Below are 18,030 nucleotides of genomic sequence, written 5' to 3'. Positions count from 1 at the left end.
TTTTTATAAAATATAATTAAAGAAGATATGCTGGTTCACGATGGAAAATTAGTGGAAATCGTATTTAGACTTCGGGCAAAGTTTTGTATTTTTGTAAAAATTTGCCGTTTTATGTTTTTATTTTTCTGCTATTATTGTAAAATGTAGAATAGAAGGTAGGCATAATATATAGTTTTCCAATAAGATAAATAATTTTATTGCACATGAATATATTGGACTTAAGTGAACAGGAGATAATTAGACGTAATAGTTTGCAGGAATTACGGAATCTCGGTATAGAGCCATATCCGGCCGCAGAGTATAAAGTGGATGCTTATACAGATGAAATAAAATCTTCGTTTAAAGATGATGCAGAACCTCGTCAAGTGTCTGTTGCTGGACGTATTATGAGTCGCCGTATTATGGGAAAAGCTTCGTTTATGGAGTTACAAGATTCCAAAGGTCGTATACAGGTTTATATTTCAAGAGATGATTTATGCCCGGAAGAGAATAAGGAAATGTATAATACTGTATTTAAGAAATTGCTTGATATTGGAGACTTTGTAGGTATAAGAGGATATGTGTTCCGTACACAAATGGGTGAAATTTCTGTTCATGCTCAAGAGCTGACTGTCTTATCTAAATCGCTACGGCCATTACCTATCGTAAAGATGAAAGATGGTGTAGCATATGATGCTTTTGAAGATCCAGAATTACGATATCGCCAAAGGTATGTCGATTTAGTAGTAAATGAAGGAATTAAAGATATATTTATCAAGCGAAACAAAGTGTACAACTCGATGCGTGAGTATTTTAACGCACAAGGGTATATGGAGGTAGAAACTCCTATTTTGCAATCGATTCCTGGTGGAGCTGCTGCTCGTCCGTTTATTACTCATCATAACGCTTTAGACATACCCTTGTATTTGCGTATAGCAGATGAGCTTTACTTAAAGCGTCTTATTGTGGGAGGCTTTGAGGGAGTCTATGAATTTTCAAAAAATTTCCGGAATGAAGGCATGGACCGTACACATAATCCAGAATTTACTTGTATGGAAATTTATGTTTCATATAAGGACTATAATTGGATGATGGATTTTACAGAGAAGATGCTTGAGAAGATTTGCTTAGATGTAAATGGTTCCACAGAAGTCAAAGTTGGTGATAATGTTATTAGTTTTAAGACGCCTTTCAAGAGAGTAACGATGATTGATTCCATTAAGGAATTTACAGGAATTGATATTTCTGGTATGGATGAGGCTCAATTACGTGAAGTTTGTAAAAAAATAGGAGTTGAGGTAGATGATACTATGGGCAAGGGAAAACTGATTGATGAGATTTTTGGTGAGAAATGTGAGGGTAATTACATACAACCGACCTTTATTACCGATTATCCGATTGAGATGTCTCCTTTAACCAAAAAGCATAGAAATAATCCCGAACTGACTGAGCGTTTTGAATTGATGGTTAATGGTAAAGAACTCTGTAATGCTTACTCTGAGTTGAATGATCCGATAGACCAACGATTTCGCTTTGAGGAACAGCTTCGTTTGTCTGAGAAAGGAGATGATGAAGCTATGTTTATTGATAACGATTTTATTCGTGCTTTGGAATATGGTATGCCTCCGACTTCTGGGATGGGTATCGGTATGGACCGTTTAGTTATGTTGATGACAGGGCAAACCACAATACAAGAAGTTCTATTTTTTCCGCAAATGCGTCCGGAAAAGACAAAGAAGAAAGATCCTGAATCAAAGTATGTAGCTGTTGGGATACCTCAAGAATGGGTAGCACCTTTACAAAAAGCGGGCTATTTGACTGTTGATATGCTTGTGGAAGCTAATCCGAACAAATTGCATCAAGAAATTTGTGGCGTAAATAAAAAATATAAACTTGAGTTATCCAACCCGACTATTGATGAGGTAAGGGCTTGGGTCGAGAATGCAAAATAAAAAGCTTCAGAGACATGAGTTTTCCCGGAAGAGTCGCTATATTAGGTGGTGGAACGTGGGCCACGGCTATTGCAAAATTGGTATTGTATAATGCCGAATCGATAAATTGGTATATGCGTCGGCGCGACCGAATAGATGATTTTAAAAGATTAGGGCATAATCCGGTTTATTTGTCGAGTGTAAAATTCGATATAAGTCGTATAAATTTTACTACTAATTTAAATAAAGTAGTAAAAGAATCAGATACACTTATTTTAGTTACTCCATCTCCTTATTTAAAACAGCACCTGAAGAAGTTAAAAGAGCCGTTGGATAAGAAGTTTGTAGTATCAGCTATAAAGGGTATTGTCCCGGACGAAAATATGATTGTTACGGATTATTTGAAAAAGTTTTATAATATACCCGATAGCAATCTGGCTGTTATAGGGGGGCCGTGTCATGCTGAAGAAGTTGCATTGGAAAGACTTTCATATTTGACAATTGGATGTCCTGATACTCTAAAAGCAAGAAAGATAACAGAATTGTTGGGTAACCATTTTTTGAAAGCTAGTACATCAAAAGATGTTGAAGGAATAGAGTATGGGTCGGTTTTGAAAAACGTTTATGCAATTGCTGCGGGTATCTGTTATGGATTGAAGTACGGAGATAATTTTCAGGCTGTTTTGATATCGAATGCTATACAGGAATTGGATCGTTTTTTGAAAGCTGTACATCCCATGAGACGGAATATCTGTGAGTCGGCATATTTGGGTGACTTATTGGTGACTGCATATTCTCGTTTTAGCCGTAACCATACCTTTGGAACTATGATAGGAAAGGGATATTCAGTAAAGACAGCCCAGATAGAGATGGAAATGGTTGCAGAGGGGTATTATGGGACAAAATGTATCAAGGAAATAAATGAGCAGTATCATGTAGATATGCCGATTCTTGATACAGTATATAATATTTTGTATAATAAGATGTCATCATTTGCTGAAATAAAGCGGTTGACAGAAACATTTAGATAAAAGAGTTTAAAGGAGATATTGAATAACAATATCTCTTTTGTTTTTATAAAGAATAATATCTAATTTTGATATCGGTAAATAACCGAACAATAACAACTAAAAATAATCTTTGCATGGAGACGATTCAATTAAACATTGACAAAGCATTAAGTTCTGTTACTAAAGAGCAGGTTTTCGCTTATGAGAAAGAGGTAGCAGAAAGTATGGAAAAATTACATAAAGGTACTGGAAAAGGGAATGATTTTCTGGGATGGTTACATTTGCCGTCATCTATTACAGACGCTCATCTTTCAGAAATTGAGGCTGCAGCTAAGCAATTGAGAGAGCGGTGCGAGATTGTGGTTGTAATTGGCATTGGTGGAAGCTATTTGGGTGCTAAAGCTGTAATTGAAGCTCTTTCTGATACATTTGCTCAAATAAAAGGAAATGGAAACAATCCTCAAGTTCTTTTTGCTGGACAGAATATAGGAGAAGATTATTTATATGAGTTACAGCAAGTATTAGCTGGGAAGCAATTCGGATTGATAAATATCTCAAAATCAGGAACAACGACAGAGCCAGCTATTGCATTTCGTTTGTTGAAAAAGCAATTGGAAGCACAGGTAGGAAAAGAAGAAGCAAAACATCGTATTATTGCTGTGACTGATGCTGCTCGTGGTGCATTACGTAAACTAGCTGATATGGAAGGTTACAAAACCTTTGTTATCCCAGATAATGTTGGCGGACGTTTTTCTGTTTTGACTCCGGTAGGATTATTACCTATTGCTGTTGCTGGATTTGATATACGTTCATTGGTGTCTGGTGCAGCGTCGATGGAGCAGTTATGTGGAGCAGAGGTCCCTTTTGAAAAAAATCCGGCTGCTATATATGCTGCAACTCGAAATGCCCTTTATAAGATAGGCCAGAAAATTGAAATCTTAGTGAATTTCAATCCTAAACTTCATTTTTTTGCAGAATGGTGGAAACAACTTTATGGCGAAAGTGAGGGCAAAGATCATAAAGGTATTTTCCCGGCCTCAGTTGATTTTACTACCGATTTGCATTCGATGGGACAGTGGATACAAGATGGGGAACGTTCTATTTTTGAGACTGTTTTGTCGGTAAATAAAATGAAATATAATGTAACTATTCCGACTGATGAAGATAATTTGGACGGTCTGAATTTTTTGGCGGGAAAGAGAGTTGACCAAGTAAATAAAATGGCTGAATTAGGTACACAAATTGCGCATGTAGATGGAGGGGTTCCAAATCTAAGAATTGAGATGCCGGAAATTACTGAAAAGTATTTGGGGGAACTTATCTATTTCTTTGAAAAGGCATGTGGCATTAGTGGTTATTTGTTAGGTGTGAATCCGTTTGACCAACCAGGTGTGGAAGCCTATAAGAAAAATATGTTTGCTTTGCTTGAGAAACCGGGGTATGAGGAAGAGACAAAGGCTATTAAAGCTAAGCTCTGATAATAAATGAAATCCTTATAAAATCATGTGTCTTTTTGAATTTATCGGAAGGACACATGATTTTTTTTATATTTTTTGTTGTTAAAATATTCTTATATTCTATATAAAATCTTTTTATTGAAAGAGATAAGAAATTTAATTACTAGTATAAATGTATATTATGAAATATAAAAAAAATTATTTTAATATATAATTTAATAATGAAATATTTTATCAAATGTGTGGCTATTAATTTAAGTCAGCAAACTAATATATTTTTAATTATAAACATATGCAATAAATGAAGAGAGTTTTCGTTAATATTATATATTGAATTCTCTTTGTTATAAGAAGTAGGAGCTCAATTTATATTTTTACTGATTAATATCTTATGATGTAAATTAATAAGATTGTATTTATTTGATAATCATTTATTTTGATTAATAAAATATTTTATTAATCTTTTTGGGTCGATAAATAATTGTTATCTTTGCGCATAGTAGTACATCTGAAACAAATATAAATATGAATGGAAAATTATTGTCAGAACTCGAAAAAGGGTCGAAGAATGCTCAAATAAAAAAGCGTATTATTAATTATTATATAGAGAATGGAGATGCTACTATAGCAGACTTGTCAAAGGAATTGGATTTAAGTGTGCCTACGACAACTAAAATTATTGCTGAAATGACCGATGATGGTTTTGTCATAGATTATGGTAAGATGGAGACTAGTGGTGGTCGTAAGCCTTTTATATATGGTTTGAATCCAGCATCCGGTTATTTTGTTGGAGTGGATATTCGGCGAACTTTTCTGAATATTGGTTTGATAAACTTCAAAGGAGAGGTTATGGAGTTGAGAATGAATGTCCCGTATTTATTTGAAAATACTCCTGCCGCATTGGACGAGTTGTGCAGTATTGTATCGTCTTTTATAGCTGAACAAGGTAAGAAGAGCGATAATATATTGAATATTACAATTAATATTTCAGGTAGAGTAAATTCTGAAACAGGATATTGCTATAGTGCATTTTATTTTGAAGAAAGACCTTTATCTGAAATTTTGTCAGACCGTTTAGGGTATATGGTATCTGTCGAGAATGATACACGTGCAATGACATTTGGTGAATTTATGTGTGGTATTGCTCGGGAAGAAAGGAATATTATTTTTGTCAATATCAGTTGGGGAGTTGGTATTGGGATTATTATTGACGGAAAAGTATATTATGGGGAGTCTGGATACTCCGGAGAATTTGGTCATGTCAGTGTTTTTGATAATGAAATTTTATGTCATTGTGGTAAAAAAGGCTGTTTAGAAACCGAGGCTTCTGGCTCGGCTATCTATCGGATATTTATGGAACGTTATAAAAATGGAGAAAATTCTATCTTGTCTAAAGAGCTGGATAAAGGGAAGACAATAAATTTAGGGGATATAATTAATGCAGCTAACAATGAAGATATTCTTTCTATTGAAATTATAGAAGAAGTTGGCGACAAAATCGGAAAGTATATTGCTGGACTTATCAATATATTTAATCCTGGGATGTTGGTAATTGGAGGTTCTTTAGCTGCTACAGGAGATTATATAGCTTTACCCATAAAAAGTGCTATTCGTAAATATTCTTTGAATCTGGTGAATAAAGATTCCCGTATTGTAATTTCTAAATTGAAAGAAAAAGCGGGAGTGATTGGTGCTTGTATGCTGGCTCGGAAAAAGGTACTTGAACTTTCCCGTTAAGATTAGGAGCATAAAAATAAAGAAGTTATCTCAAAATAAAAAAATAAAACAGCTTTGCTTATAATTTGCAAATTGGATTGCAAAAATCCCTTATTTAACCCCATTCTTTTAAACAAGAGAGGGGAAAATAAGGGGATTTTATTTGGAAAGGGACCAATCTATAAGTTTCTCATTTCTGAAATTTTATTTGGGACAACCTCTTTTTTTATTGTGTTATTTTATAAGGAAATTTTATTTAAAACAATATCATCCATGCAGAAATAAGCAGCTGTGTTCATACCGAATTCTCCGGTATCACTTGACGTGAGAGAGAACTGTATCTTGACAGCAGCCATTAAAGGGGACATGTCAAACCATATCCACTCGGTAACAGGTTTATCGTTATCACTTTTATAATTTGCCAGATAAATTTCGGCTGTTCCGGTTACATTATTATTTGCATCGAAACCGGTTGCTGTCAATTTGAAATAACTATCTTTTTTGAATGCAGTAGCATAACTGTCTCCTATAGTCATTGAATTGTAAGCATAAGTACTGTTGGTGACCCATGCTCCATTTATGGTATAAATAGACGGATTGTTGATCGTCATAATGGCAGGACTATAATCACTTGGATTTACGGCTAAATATACTTTTCCTGTTTTAGCTTTTTTGCAGTAGGGTACAGGACTGTTTGATGCAGAGTTGTCGGTTTTATTCATATAAGTGAAGGCTGAAAATGAATATCCTGACCCCCAGTCTGCAAAATAGTGATCAAAAGTGAGTAATCCGTTTGAATCTTGAAATGTGTCTAAGGTTGATGTTCCCGGGGTTATTTCTTTTTCTGAAATAAATTCTGTATTGTCTTCGGTCAATTTGTTTTCTAAACTGATAGAAACTGGGACAACTGTAGTTGTATTTTCATCATCTTTGTCACAGCTACAGAATATGAAAGCAGATAAACATGTAATAAAAAATAAAGATAACTTTTTCATGTTGTTTTTAATTTTTGATTAGTAATTATATATTTATTGTTTTTGTATGAGATGTAAATCAATTATTCCCAGTACTTCAGTCGATGTTTCACCTATCCAGCCACAAGTTTGGTTTACTCCTGTATAAATCATAATGAAATCTATCCCCGGAAGGGTTATTGGGTTTCTATTTTTGTCTATAGCCCAGTCTATATCAAATTCTGCAGCGGTGCTATTATTAGGTTGGTTATCAGCATATCCCCAATCAAAAGGAGTTAATTTCCAGCTCTTTATCCCATTATTTTCAGTTACAACAGCATTTTTTCTCAATAGGGTTCCAGTAAATGACATTTGTTGATTGGTTACCCATTGAGGGTAATAACTTTGGGTGTGATAAGATACTTTGCTTATATATCCTTCTTGTCCTTCGCTATCACTCCATCGGATATATTGTTCTTCCGTAGCAGACACATTCTCTGACGGACGATAATAAGTGATATTATAATTTTGAATAGTAGCAGGGTTGGAATGTTCGCTTCCGGCCAATTCATACCATTCATTTTCGTCAGGTATTCCATTTTTATTTTGATCATATGCTACTCTGACTATACCGGGTTCACTATTATTGTTAAATGCATTTCCCAGTATTTTAAAATCATGACTTCCTGAAACATTTTCAATAGTATGGTCAAATCCTACCACGATATATCCGCCATATCCACCGAGAGAAACTGTACCTTGGTTATTGTTTTTTAAGGCTTCACAAGCTTTGGCATTCATAATTTCCTGATTGTCACCATTTTCGTATTTGGGTAGTAAATTTACAAATTGACCAGGTGCTGGATGGTAGTCTAAAACCTTTGAAATATAAGGAGATGGGCCTGAAGGCTTTTCTTCTGGAATTTCATTAGGACCTCTGAATTTTTTTTTCGTAAAAGCAAAACGGGAGGGAATATCTCCGGTTGTATGACTCCATAATTTTTTACCTTCTTGAGAAAAGCAGTATAATGTCCCGGGAGTGACATAGTCTTTAGCGTCGGAAACTAATATTTCTCCGGTTTCGGGATTTACGGCTAATCCGTACGGGACATTTATTTGCTTATCAGTTCCGTCAGTGATAAAATTTTCAGTTATAACTTTTTCTATACGAGAATCTACGATAGAATATAAGGAGTTCTTTTGTGAGCTGTTGATATTATCATCATATCCGAGCAGATATAATATATCGTTATGCATCCATAATTGGCTTGTTTTTACATTTAAATTTCCTTTTGCCAAATCATTTTCTGTATCGATGATATATGTATCGGACGATATGGAGTTTTCGTCACCTCGAGAAGAAACGTAGATATTATTTTGAGAGTTTACCGCTATACAATGAAGATTAGGTGCAACGTCTATTTTTTTTATCTCTGAAAAAGTATTTAGGTCAATGACTGAGACTGTACGGTCATAATTCGGTTTGTTGTATCCTCCAGAATTTGCGACATAAAGTTTTTCTCCGATAACGGCCATTTGTTCGGGCTGGTATCCGACTGTCACTTGACGAGTGATTTGCATGGTTGCGGTATCTACTTCTGCAACTATGCCTAAGCGGGAGTCAGATGGATTAGGAGACACCGGACCGTTATATGATGATATGTAGGCATATTGTTTATGGAAAGTAATATATCTGCAATTAGGTATTTTTATTTCACCGATATGTACAGCCGTTTCTACATCCATGACTTCTACGTATCCCGATACATTGATGACTGCATATAAACGATTTCCATAGATTTTCAAATCATTACCGACATCTCCCAGTTCCTTTACAATCGTTGGATTTATTTCGGCATAGATATTCCGATGATATATTCCAGTAGTGTAATCAAAAAAGTCAAGAGTGCATTTATTACTTCCCATATTCCCTTCATTAAGGATATAAACCCCTTTGATTGATGCATCGGGACGGGGTACTACTCCGTCGGGAATTTCATTTTCAGAAGGAATAATAAAATTTTCATCTCGACAACAGCAAAACACTGCAGTGAGAAAAATAATCCATAAATATGAATATATATATTTCATAATTAATAGTTTATAATGTTACGCTCAACGTGATTCTGAAATTAGTGCCGGGCATAGGGTATGATCGGACAACTTCATATTGTTGATTGAACAAATTATTGACTTCTATCATTATTTTAGACTGAATACCTTTTAAACTCATTTTTTTGGATATAGATAAGTCGCTTGTATACCAAGGCTGTATATAGTTTGCAGGAATATTTGCTCTTGAATCATACCGTTCCCCAGTGTATATAAAACTATAATTGATATTCCAGTCTTTGTATTCGATACCTGCTATGGCTGTCCCGCTGTGTATTGGTATGTACGGAATTTGCCCCTTATAATAAGTATCTTTTGGATCCGTAAAATCTTGAGCTTTTTGATAAGTATAATTTATTCTCGTATTTAATTGCCATGATTTGCCAAATAGCCAACTCCCTTGTAAAGCAACATCCATACCTTTTATTTTTACTGTTCCTAAATTTAGCATCATCCATCTGAATGGATTATTGGCGGGTATGGCTACAATTTTATTATTTACTTTGTTATAATAGGCATCTGCCTGTATTTCTATATGTTTAAACGATAGGGAGGGAAAATTTTTCTCGAAGGTGATTCCTATATTATACTGAGTGGTGTATTCAGGATCGAGATGAATGTTTCCGATAGTGGTGTAGTATAAGTCATTCAAGGTGGGCAATCGAAATATCTTTTTATAGAAAGCCCGAAAATTCACACCACCTTTTTCCCATGGACGATAAAAAATCATTATAGTAGGAGTATATTGGGGGTTATGATGGGCTGTATTTTCCTTTGTTTTTGCTTTTTCTTTGATAAAAGTCCCTAATATACTGGCTTGTAATTTTATTTTATTAAAATCTAATGCTGTAGCAAAGGCCGCTAAAGTAGAGAAACGGCGAGGATAGGCAAAATCAATCAAATCAGCATCAAGCCGGTTCCAAAGAAAATCAATCGATATATTTGTTGTCCAAAAAGGAAAAATTGTAAATTGGTTAGCCGCAGAGATATATCCTTCTTGTTGTTTATAGTGATTGTCGATGTTATTTAGTGATTCTGCTTCACGCTGGTCTGATAGATAGTGCAAATAGTCATATGCAAATTTTCCATTGAGTAATAAACTGTAAAATGTATTAAATTTTTTACGAAATGAGGATTGAAGAAAAAAATTTGTATCCCATTGGCGGTCTTCGTTACTGAATCTGTTTTTTACTACAGCTCCGGGATAACCTCGTTCAGAATTATAAGCATATATACGAGTGCGCCAATTACCATCAGGAATTAAGCCGAATAGTCCGATTTCTGCTCTTAAAGCTTTTACATCTCCATTGTGTCGTATTGCTGTTGTATCATAGCCGTCTATCTTTTTGTATCTGAATTTGTATCTACCTGTAGTATACATATATTCGGCACTAAAACTGCTTGATATATTTTTATTCAATTTTTGTTCCCAGAGTATTGAAGGATTAGCTAGCCCGAATGACCCGGTTTTGAATGTGGCTCTGATGTTGTATTTTTTATCTGTATCGAAAAATGGAACTTTCGATTGGAGATATACTGACCCGGAAGAGCCATAATCTTTGGCTGGTTGGAAAATATTGCTTTTCTGTCCGTTATATAGGCTTATTGCTTCCATGTTATCTAAGGAGAATCGTCCGAGATCTATAACTCCGTTTTGAGCATTACCTAACTCAATCCCGTCATAAAATACCCCTACATGATTACTGCCCATACTTCTGATATTCACGGTCTTTAATCCGCCTATACCTCCATAATCTTTAATTTGTACCCCGGAAAAGTAACGTATGGCGTCTGCCACAGAATGGGCATTTAGTTTTTCAAGTTTTTCACCAGATAGGCTTTGTACAGGAAAAATATCTTTGGTGAGTACACGACTTTTGAAGACCACCTCTTGAAGGCGGTAGATTCGAGTGCTGTCTGTTTCTGCATTATCGGCACATAATGTATAAGAAGTGCAGATATATAACAAAAAAAACAAGCATACTACGACATGGTTGTGTATATGCACCATTTTTTTATTATTGGGTACGTTTCTTTTTCATGTAAAGTCTTATGCCTCGCAAGACTTTACTTTTAGATTTTATACGGCAGGTCTTCTGACTTATCTCTGGAGAAAAAACGCCTTCCCGAACGTCAGGTTCAGTGGCGGAGGGTATTTGTTAATCTCCATTTTTTATGAGAATTACAGCAGCGGGACTGTTCAGGATTTTCACCTGATTCCCTTTTCATCATATTTCCTGAAGAAGGATTTATGAACCGTGGGTACAAAGGTATGAAAAAATATAATATATGGAATGATGTTTCTTTTTGTTCTTTGATATGAAATCTGTAATGAATAGTGTGAAGGAACTTAGTATTTAAAATTTGAAGCCGTTTTATCTGATTGTTTTTGTTATAAATGGACTTATTGATATTAAATTTTGTAGTATAAAATATTAATATTAAATAGAAAATGTCGATTGTATTATAATGAAGCAAGAAAAAAATAAAAAAAATAAAGTATTGTAAATTAAATCCTTTAAGGATGTAGTTATGGCATTAAAGTTATTGTTTAATTGTGATTTAATACAGATTTAAGGTGCCGTCAATATATTTGTTACAAAATATATAACGATATTTATTTACCTAATCTTATGATTTTTCGATATATTCTTGTCCATTCGAGTTGGAAGGAGAAGTATTGTTATATGTAAAAGTAGTATTTTATGAAGTTTGAGAAATTAGTTATAAGTTGTGCTGTATTAGTTTCTATAATGTGGCTCTCATGTAGCCCGATAAAAAATCAAAAAATAACTCCTGTTGATTATGTCAATCCTTATATTGGGAATATAAGCCATATGTTGGTGCCGACGTATCCGACTGTTCATCTTCCTAATAGCATGATGCGTGTTTGCCCCCAAAGGGATGATTTTACTGGGAACGTATTACATGGTTTACCGGTATTTCTTTCAGGACATCGAGGCTATAATGTATTTAATATATCTCCGTATCAAGGGAAAGAGAATATATATACTCATATTGTTGATTATGAATATGATAATGAGATAATAAAACCTTATTATTATAGCGTATATTTAGATAATATTGCAACAGAAATACAATTTGCTCCTTCTTGTCAATCTGCGTTGTATGAGATGGATTTTAGAGGAACAGATACTCCTTATCTGATAATAAATACATATGGAGGAATACTCAGGGCTGTTAAAAATACAGTATCCGGATGGCAGTATATTAAAGGTTCGAAAACAAAAGTTTATCTTCATTTAGAGGTAGAACAGAGCCCAGAAGAAATTATTCCGTTAGGTATTCCTGAAGAGGAAAAAAATACGGTATTGTCTGCAAAAAATAGGAGTATTGTTTTTAGATTTGCTCCAGACCAACGAAAAGTAAAAGTACGTTATGGAGTTTCATTTATCAGTGAGGAACAGGCAAAAAGAAATGTAGATAGGGAAATAAAAAGCTATGATATAAATGTGTTACTCAAAGAAGGACGGAATACGTGGAATAGAGCATTGGGAAAAATTTTAGTTCAGAGTGATTTAGAGAAAGATAAGCAAGTCTTTTATACCTCTTTGTATCGATTTTACGAACGAATGATATGCATTTCGGAAGATGGGAAGTACTATAGTGGTTTTGATGGAAAAGTTCATAATGATGAAGGTATTCCATTTTATAATGATGATTGGCTATGGGACACTTATCGTGCAGCACATCCACTGAGAGTAATTATCGATTCAGAGAAAGAATCCTATATGGTAAATTCTTTTGTTCGAATGTCAGAACAAATGGAGAATTGTTGGATGCCTACTTTTCCAGAAGTTGTGGGAGATACCCGGCGGATGAATTGTAACCATGGAGTTGCAACTATAATAGATTGTTATGAAAAAGGGATAAGGAATTTTGATTTGGGTAAAGCATATAAAGCATGTAAAGGAGCTATTACAGGAAAAACACTATCTCCGTGGTCAAAGGCAAAAGCGGGGAAATTAGATGAATTTTATAAAGAGAACGGTTATTTCCCCGCCTTATCTTCTGGAGAAAAAGAAACTGTTCCTGAAGTTGATTCTTGGGAAAAACGTCAGCCCGTAGCAGTTACTTTAGGTACGGTCTATGATGAATGGTGTTTGGCTAAGATGGCTCAAAAATTAGGGTATAATAATGATTATGAATATTTTGTGAAAAGAAGCTTGAATTATCGGAAAATATTTAATACACAAACAAGATTTTTTCATCCCAAGGATGACAAGGGTGAATTTGTAAAACCCTTTGATTATAGTTTTTCAGGGGGATTGGGAGCGCGAGACGCTTATGATGAGAATAATGGGTGGATATATCGCTGGGATGTGAGTCATAATATTAAGGATTTGATAAAATTGATGGGGGGAAATAAGGCCTTTGTACAAGAACTTGAGCGTATGTATAGTACATCTTTGGGTAGGCCTAAATATGAGTTCTATGCGATGTTGCCTGATCATACAGGTAATGTAGGGCAATTTTCTATGGGCAATGAGCCGTCATTACATATTCCATATTTGTATAATTATGCAGGGGAACCATGGAGGACGCAAAAGCGAATTCGTAATTTATTGAATCAGTGGTTTCGTCCTGATGTAATGGGGGTTCCTGGAGATGAGGACGGTGGAGGGATGTCCGCATTTGTAGTGTTTTCTCAATTAGGATTTTACCCTGTTACTCCAGGATTGCCTATGTATGTAATAGGTAGCCCGACATTTGAGCGAGCCTCTATCTGTTTAGATAATGGGAAGACATTTGAAATAATATGTCATAATTATGCTCCAGAACATAAGTATATTCAATCAGTAAAATTAAATGGTAAATCTTGGGAAAAGTCTTGGTTTAGTCATGATGAACTGATGCAAGGAGGAGTATTGGAATTTACGATGGGAAAATATCCGAATAAAAATTGGGCGGTTGCGGAAAGTGCATTTCCTCCATCCTTTGAAATGAAATGATACCAGAGTTTTTAAATAACAGAAAAATTTTATGATGAAATCTTTAGTTTCTTATTTATGTTTGATGCAGTGTAGTTTAATGTTGTTTACACTGATTACTTTCCCTGTTGGTGTTATGGCTCAGACTCATTTGTCTAAGTCTGATTATGATGATTTTAATCATGGACAGACAGATAATGAAGATTTTAGCGATTGGATACAAGCTATACAAGTATTGCAACCGTCTTATAGAAGTGATGTTAAAGGTGTATTTGTTGTAAAGCTTGAAGCTAAAGGGATGACTGTAGCCAAAGCTTTTTGTTGGAGTGCTCCGGATAAGAATAATCAGAGTAAATGGGGATATGATGTAAATTTGACTCCTGGAGGGATAAAATTGGACAAAAATGGAAAAGGTACTTTTGAAGTAGATGCAGACATGTTCCCTTCAGGTCCGATGAATATTCGTATTTATGCAAGTAATGAAAAGGGACTTAAAGATTTGTGCGAATTGCAACTATATAATGTTGGAGGAGTAAAGTGGAACCAGGGAATCCCGTCAGAAAAACCGGTTGGAGCTCGAGATATGGATTTGGTTTATTTTGATGATTTCGATGGACCATTATCTATTTCGAATGATGGACGCAATGCCAAATATAATGCACATAAACCTCGTTTTGGAGATTTTAGTGGATGGCCGTTTTCAGATGTAGACGGGCAAGATAATCCGTTTGAACAAAGAGATACTTACTTGAAAATAAAAGCTCGAAAGAGACCTGGAACTAAAGGAAGTACAGGGTTGATAGCTTCTGTTAATATGGATGGAGAAGGCCTCTGGACGAAAGCTCCGTTTTATATGGAATGCCGGTTGACAGCACAGTCGGCAATCGGCACTTGGCCTGCATTTTGGACTATTACAGGGCTTGACAGAGGATCGAATGGAGATGAGTTAGACATAATAGAGGCTTATGGGGGAGTTGGAAAAGGTAATCCGAATCATACAGGATATGCTGTAACCAGTCATTTTTGGGGACAAAAAGATATTAACGGAAATAGAAAAAAAGAATATGACCGTATGGTTCCTATGATGGAAATGGGAGGGAAATCTTTTTGGTCTACAACATTTCACACGTATGGATTATATGTAGGTAAGGAAGAGACTATTTATTATTTCGATGACATGGAAGTCCTCCGGCATCCGACCAATAATGTCTCATATGAAAGCCCTCATGTATTTTTGATAAATTATGCTATTGGGGGGATTAGTGGTTGGCCTATTGACTTGGAACGCTATGGAAATGGTTCAGATATGTACGTTGATTATGTTAGAATTTATGCAGAAAAACGATTGGAGAATTATTCGGTCCCGAGACCGGAAAAATAAATTATAAGTTGATGCTGAATGTAGAGACAATAGATAAGCCATTTTTTGTCTCTGCATTTTTAATTAAGTCTTACTGTTTCGATATCGGTCAAAATGAAAAAGCTGCAATATTTGTTATTTATAATCAGTGGAATTTTGTTTTCCCCATTGATTTCCGCTGCTGAGGAAGTGTTATTGGAGGCAACACCATCCTCCTATTTATCAAAAAATCGGTGGTCAGCTCGTTGGATAACTTGTCCTGAAGTTTCTGTGTATGATTATGGAGTTTATCATTTTCGTAAATCTGTAGAATTGGAAGAAAAACCAGAATCATTTGTGATTAATATATCCGCTGATAATCGATATCGATTGTTTGTAAATGGGACCCCAGTTTGTTTTGGCCCGGCACGAGGGGATATTTCTCATTGGTATTATGAAACAGTTGAACTGGCTCCTTTTTTTAAAGAAGGGAAGAATACGCTTGCCGTTGAAGTTTGGAACTTTGGAGAATATAAGCCCGGAGCGCAAATGTCTTTACGAACAGGATTGATTGTACAGGGAAATTCTCCAAGAGAAGAGCTTGTTAATACAGATGATTCCTGGAAAGTAATAAAAAATAAAGCCTATTCCCCTTCTTTAGAATATAGAGCTGATGTGGGATGTTGTGATATCGTTCTGGGTAATTTGTATCCATGGGGATGGCAGGATGTAAATTATGATGATAAAAATTGGAGTAGAGCTCGGATGATGGAATCAGGAGAGCCTTACGGGACAGGAGTTTTCTATCACTGGGTGTTGGCTCCTAGGGATATTCCTTTGATGGAAGAAAAAAAGTTAAGGATGAAAAGAATTCGTAGAGTTGAAGGTGTATCTGTACCTGAATCTTTTTTAGAGGGTGAATCATCTATAAAAATTGAAGCTAATAAAAAGGTCTCGTTTTTGATAGACCAGACTTATTTGACGACAGCTTATCCCGAGATAACTGTTTCAGAAGGAAAGGGAAGCCAGATACGATTGATTTATGGAGAAACTTTGTACAAAGATGGGAACAAAGGAAACCGGAATGAAGTCGAAGGTAAGACGGCTGTAGGATTGACCGATTATTTCTATCCGGATGGAGGAAACCTGAGATTATTTAGGCCGTTATGGCTCAGAACGTATCGGTATATTCAGGTAGATATTGAGACGAAGGATGAGCCCTTGGTCTTGCAGGATATTTATGGGATGTATACGGGTTATCCGTTTGTTGAAAATGGAAGTTTTGGGAGTAATGATATTTCTCTTAATAAGATATGGGATGTCGGATGGCGTACAGCACGCTTATGTGCACATGAGACCTACTTTGATTGTCCATATTATGAGCAGTTACAGTATTTGGGAGATACCCGTATTCAAGCTCTTATCTCTTTATATGTTGATGGAGATGACCGGTTGATGCGTAAAGCGATAAAGATGTTCGATTATTCTCGAACGTATGAAGGGTTGACAGCAAGTCGTTATCCGGGGAATACTCCACAATATATACCTCCGTTTTCTTTATATTGGATCAATATGGTACATGATTATTGGATGTATAGGGATGATAATGAATTTGTAAGGTCTTGTATTCCGGGGATTAAGTCCGTATTGGAATGGTTCATATCAAAAATAGATGATAAATCAGGAATGTTGGGAGCTCTTCCTCATTGGAATTTTGTGGATTGGGCAAAAGAGTGGCCATGGAATGATTGGAAACCGGTGGGAGGAGTTCCTCCCGGAGGTCGCACAGGTGGTTCGGCTATCGTGTCTTTACAATTAGCTTATACATTGAAGGATGCAATAGAGCTTCTGTCTGTATTTGGCGAAAGGAATTTGGCTGAGAAATATAAGGCTGTATATACAAATTTGTGTGATAATGTGTATGAAAAATGTTGGGATCATAATCGGGGTCTATTAGCAGATGATTTGAATCATACAAGTTATAGTCAACATGTAAATATTATGGCTATTTTATCGGATGCAGTGCCAATAGATATGCAGACTGATTTATTTGATAAGTTAAATATGGAATCCGATTTGATCCAATCTACATTTTATTATAAATTTTATCTTTTTCGAGCTATGAAGAAAGTAGGAAAAGCAGATTTATATATTACTATGTTAAAGCCTTGGTATGATATGCTCGATATGGGGTTAACTACTTTTGCAGAAAATCCAGAGCCTACCCGGTCCGATTGTCATGCTTGGAGTGCCAGTCCTGTATACGATTTATTGGCTACGGTTTGTGGAGTTGAACCGGCTGAGCCTAACTTTAGATCGATTAAGGTAGAACCTCATTTAGGAGTATTAGAGACAATCTCAGGAAAAGTACCTCACCCCAAAGGTATAATTTCTGTAAATTTAAAGAAAAAGCGGAATAAGTATGTCGGAAGTATAATTTTGCCTCAAAATGTAAGAGGTAAATATATTTTAGGGAGTGAAATACGACAGTTGAAACCTGGGAATAATATTATAGACTGAATCTTTTAGAAGAATATTTCGCCCATACAGACTTAAATGTTTATATCTGTATGGGCATAAA

General features: G+C 35.3%; 10 protein-coding genes and 1 riboswitch. Of the genes, 7 read left to right on the top strand and 3 right to left on the bottom strand.

Features of this window, described 5'->3' with window-relative positions; all coding sequences use genetic code 11:
• Positions 1-203: 203 nt before the first annotated feature.
• From lysS to Cop2CBH44_RS08570, 4 genes are all read left to right on the top strand, one after another.
• Positions 204-1,931, top strand: coding sequence for a lysine--tRNA ligase (lysS, locus tag Cop2CBH44_RS08585; RefSeq protein ID WP_044225769.1), 1,728 nt, complete (start codon positions 204-206; stop codon positions 1,929-1,931).
• 14 nt (positions 1,932-1,945) lie between these two features.
• Positions 1,946-2,941, top strand: coding sequence for an NAD(P)H-dependent glycerol-3-phosphate dehydrogenase (locus Cop2CBH44_RS08580; RefSeq protein WP_021930654.1), 996 nt, complete (start codon positions 1,946-1,948; stop codon positions 2,939-2,941).
• Between the two features lie 113 nt (positions 2,942-3,054).
• The gene (locus Cop2CBH44_RS08575) at positions 3,055-4,398 is read left to right on the top strand and encodes a glucose-6-phosphate isomerase (RefSeq protein ID WP_200754654.1); all 1,344 of its coding nucleotides are present in this window, start codon (positions 3,055-3,057) and stop codon (positions 4,396-4,398) included.
• A 504-nt stretch (positions 4,399-4,902) separates the two neighbouring features.
• A complete protein-coding gene (locus Cop2CBH44_RS08570; RefSeq protein ID WP_021930656.1) occupies positions 4,903-6,114 on the top strand; it encodes an ROK family transcriptional regulator in 1,212 nt (403 codons plus the stop codon).
• A 218-nt stretch (positions 6,115-6,332) separates the two neighbouring features.
• Here Cop2CBH44_RS08570 and Cop2CBH44_RS08565 read toward each other — a convergent pair whose 3' ends face one another.
• From Cop2CBH44_RS08565 to Cop2CBH44_RS08555, 3 genes are read right to left on the bottom strand one after another with little or no spacing between them, the layout of a single operon-like run.
• Positions 6,333-7,088: a DUF4465 domain-containing protein gene (locus Cop2CBH44_RS08565; RefSeq protein WP_055096970.1), complete on the bottom strand. Its 756-nt coding sequence runs from the start codon at positions 7,086-7,088 to the stop codon at positions 6,333-6,335.
• 33 nt (positions 7,089-7,121) lie between these two features.
• Positions 7,122-9,137, bottom strand: coding sequence for a YncE family protein (locus tag Cop2CBH44_RS08560; RefSeq protein WP_200754653.1), 2,016 nt, complete (start codon positions 9,135-9,137; stop codon positions 7,122-7,124).
• Positions 9,138-9,147: 10 nt separating this feature from the next.
• Positions 9,148-11,169: a TonB-dependent receptor gene (locus Cop2CBH44_RS08555; RefSeq protein ID WP_200754652.1), complete on the bottom strand. Its 2,022-nt coding sequence runs from the start codon at positions 11,167-11,169 to the stop codon at positions 9,148-9,150.
• Between the two features lie 58 nt (positions 11,170-11,227).
• Positions 11,228-11,434, bottom strand: a riboswitch (cobalamin riboswitch).
• 429 nt (positions 11,435-11,863) lie between these two features.
• Here Cop2CBH44_RS08555 and Cop2CBH44_RS08550 point away from each other — a divergent pair.
• From Cop2CBH44_RS08550 to Cop2CBH44_RS08540, 3 genes are all read left to right on the top strand, one after another.
• Complete coding sequence (locus tag Cop2CBH44_RS08550) at positions 11,864-14,131, top strand: GH92 family glycosyl hydrolase (protein WP_200754651.1); 2,268 nt, start codon at positions 11,864-11,866, stop codon at positions 14,129-14,131.
• A 31-nt stretch (positions 14,132-14,162) separates the two neighbouring features.
• Positions 14,163-15,491 (top strand): glycoside hydrolase family 16 protein, encoded by a 1,329-nt coding sequence (locus Cop2CBH44_RS08545; RefSeq protein WP_246469103.1) that lies wholly within the window; start codon positions 14,163-14,165, stop codon positions 15,489-15,491.
• Between the two features lie 93 nt (positions 15,492-15,584).
• Positions 15,585-17,969, top strand: coding sequence for an alpha-L-rhamnosidase-related protein (locus Cop2CBH44_RS08540; RefSeq protein ID WP_044225752.1), 2,385 nt, complete (start codon positions 15,585-15,587; stop codon positions 17,967-17,969).
• Positions 17,970-18,030 lie beyond the last annotated feature (61 nt).

Origin of the sequence: Coprobacter secundus subsp. similis (assembly GCF_015097275.1) — a bacterium.
GTDB lineage: Bacteria > Bacteroidota > Bacteroidia > Bacteroidales > Coprobacteraceae > Coprobacter > Coprobacter secundus.
This window is presented reverse-complemented; position numbering and strand designations above follow the sequence as displayed.

Excerpts from the sequence above, each read along its gene's own strand:
- Cop2CBH44_RS08575 (WP_200754654.1), top strand. The coding sequence starts at position 3,055 with ATGGAGACGATTCAATTAAACATTGACAAAGCATTAAGTTCTGTTACT.
- Cop2CBH44_RS08565 (WP_055096970.1), bottom strand. The coding sequence starts at position 7,088 with ATGAAAAAGTTATCTTTATTTTTTATTACATGTTTATCTGCTTTCATA.
- Cop2CBH44_RS08570 (WP_021930656.1), top strand. The coding sequence starts at position 4,903 with ATGAATGGAAAATTATTGTCAGAACTCGAAAAAGGGTCGAAGAATGCT.
- Cop2CBH44_RS08545 (WP_246469103.1), top strand. The coding sequence starts at position 14,163 with ATGATGAAATCTTTAGTTTCTTATTTATGTTTGATGCAGTGTAGTTTA.
- lysS (WP_044225769.1), top strand. The coding sequence starts at position 204 with ATGAATATATTGGACTTAAGTGAACAGGAGATAATTAGACGTAATAGT.
- Cop2CBH44_RS08560 (WP_200754653.1), bottom strand. The coding sequence starts at position 9,137 with ATGAAATATATATATTCATATTTATGGATTATTTTTCTCACTGCAGTG.
- Cop2CBH44_RS08555 (WP_200754652.1), bottom strand. The coding sequence starts at position 11,169 with ATGGTGCATATACACAACCATGTCGTAGTATGCTTGTTTTTTTTGTTA.
- Cop2CBH44_RS08580 (WP_021930654.1), top strand. The coding sequence starts at position 1,946 with ATGAGTTTTCCCGGAAGAGTCGCTATATTAGGTGGTGGAACGTGGGCC.
- Cop2CBH44_RS08550 (WP_200754651.1), top strand. The coding sequence starts at position 11,864 with ATGAAGTTTGAGAAATTAGTTATAAGTTGTGCTGTATTAGTTTCTATA.
- Cop2CBH44_RS08540 (WP_044225752.1), top strand. The coding sequence starts at position 15,585 with ATGAAAAAGCTGCAATATTTGTTATTTATAATCAGTGGAATTTTGTTT.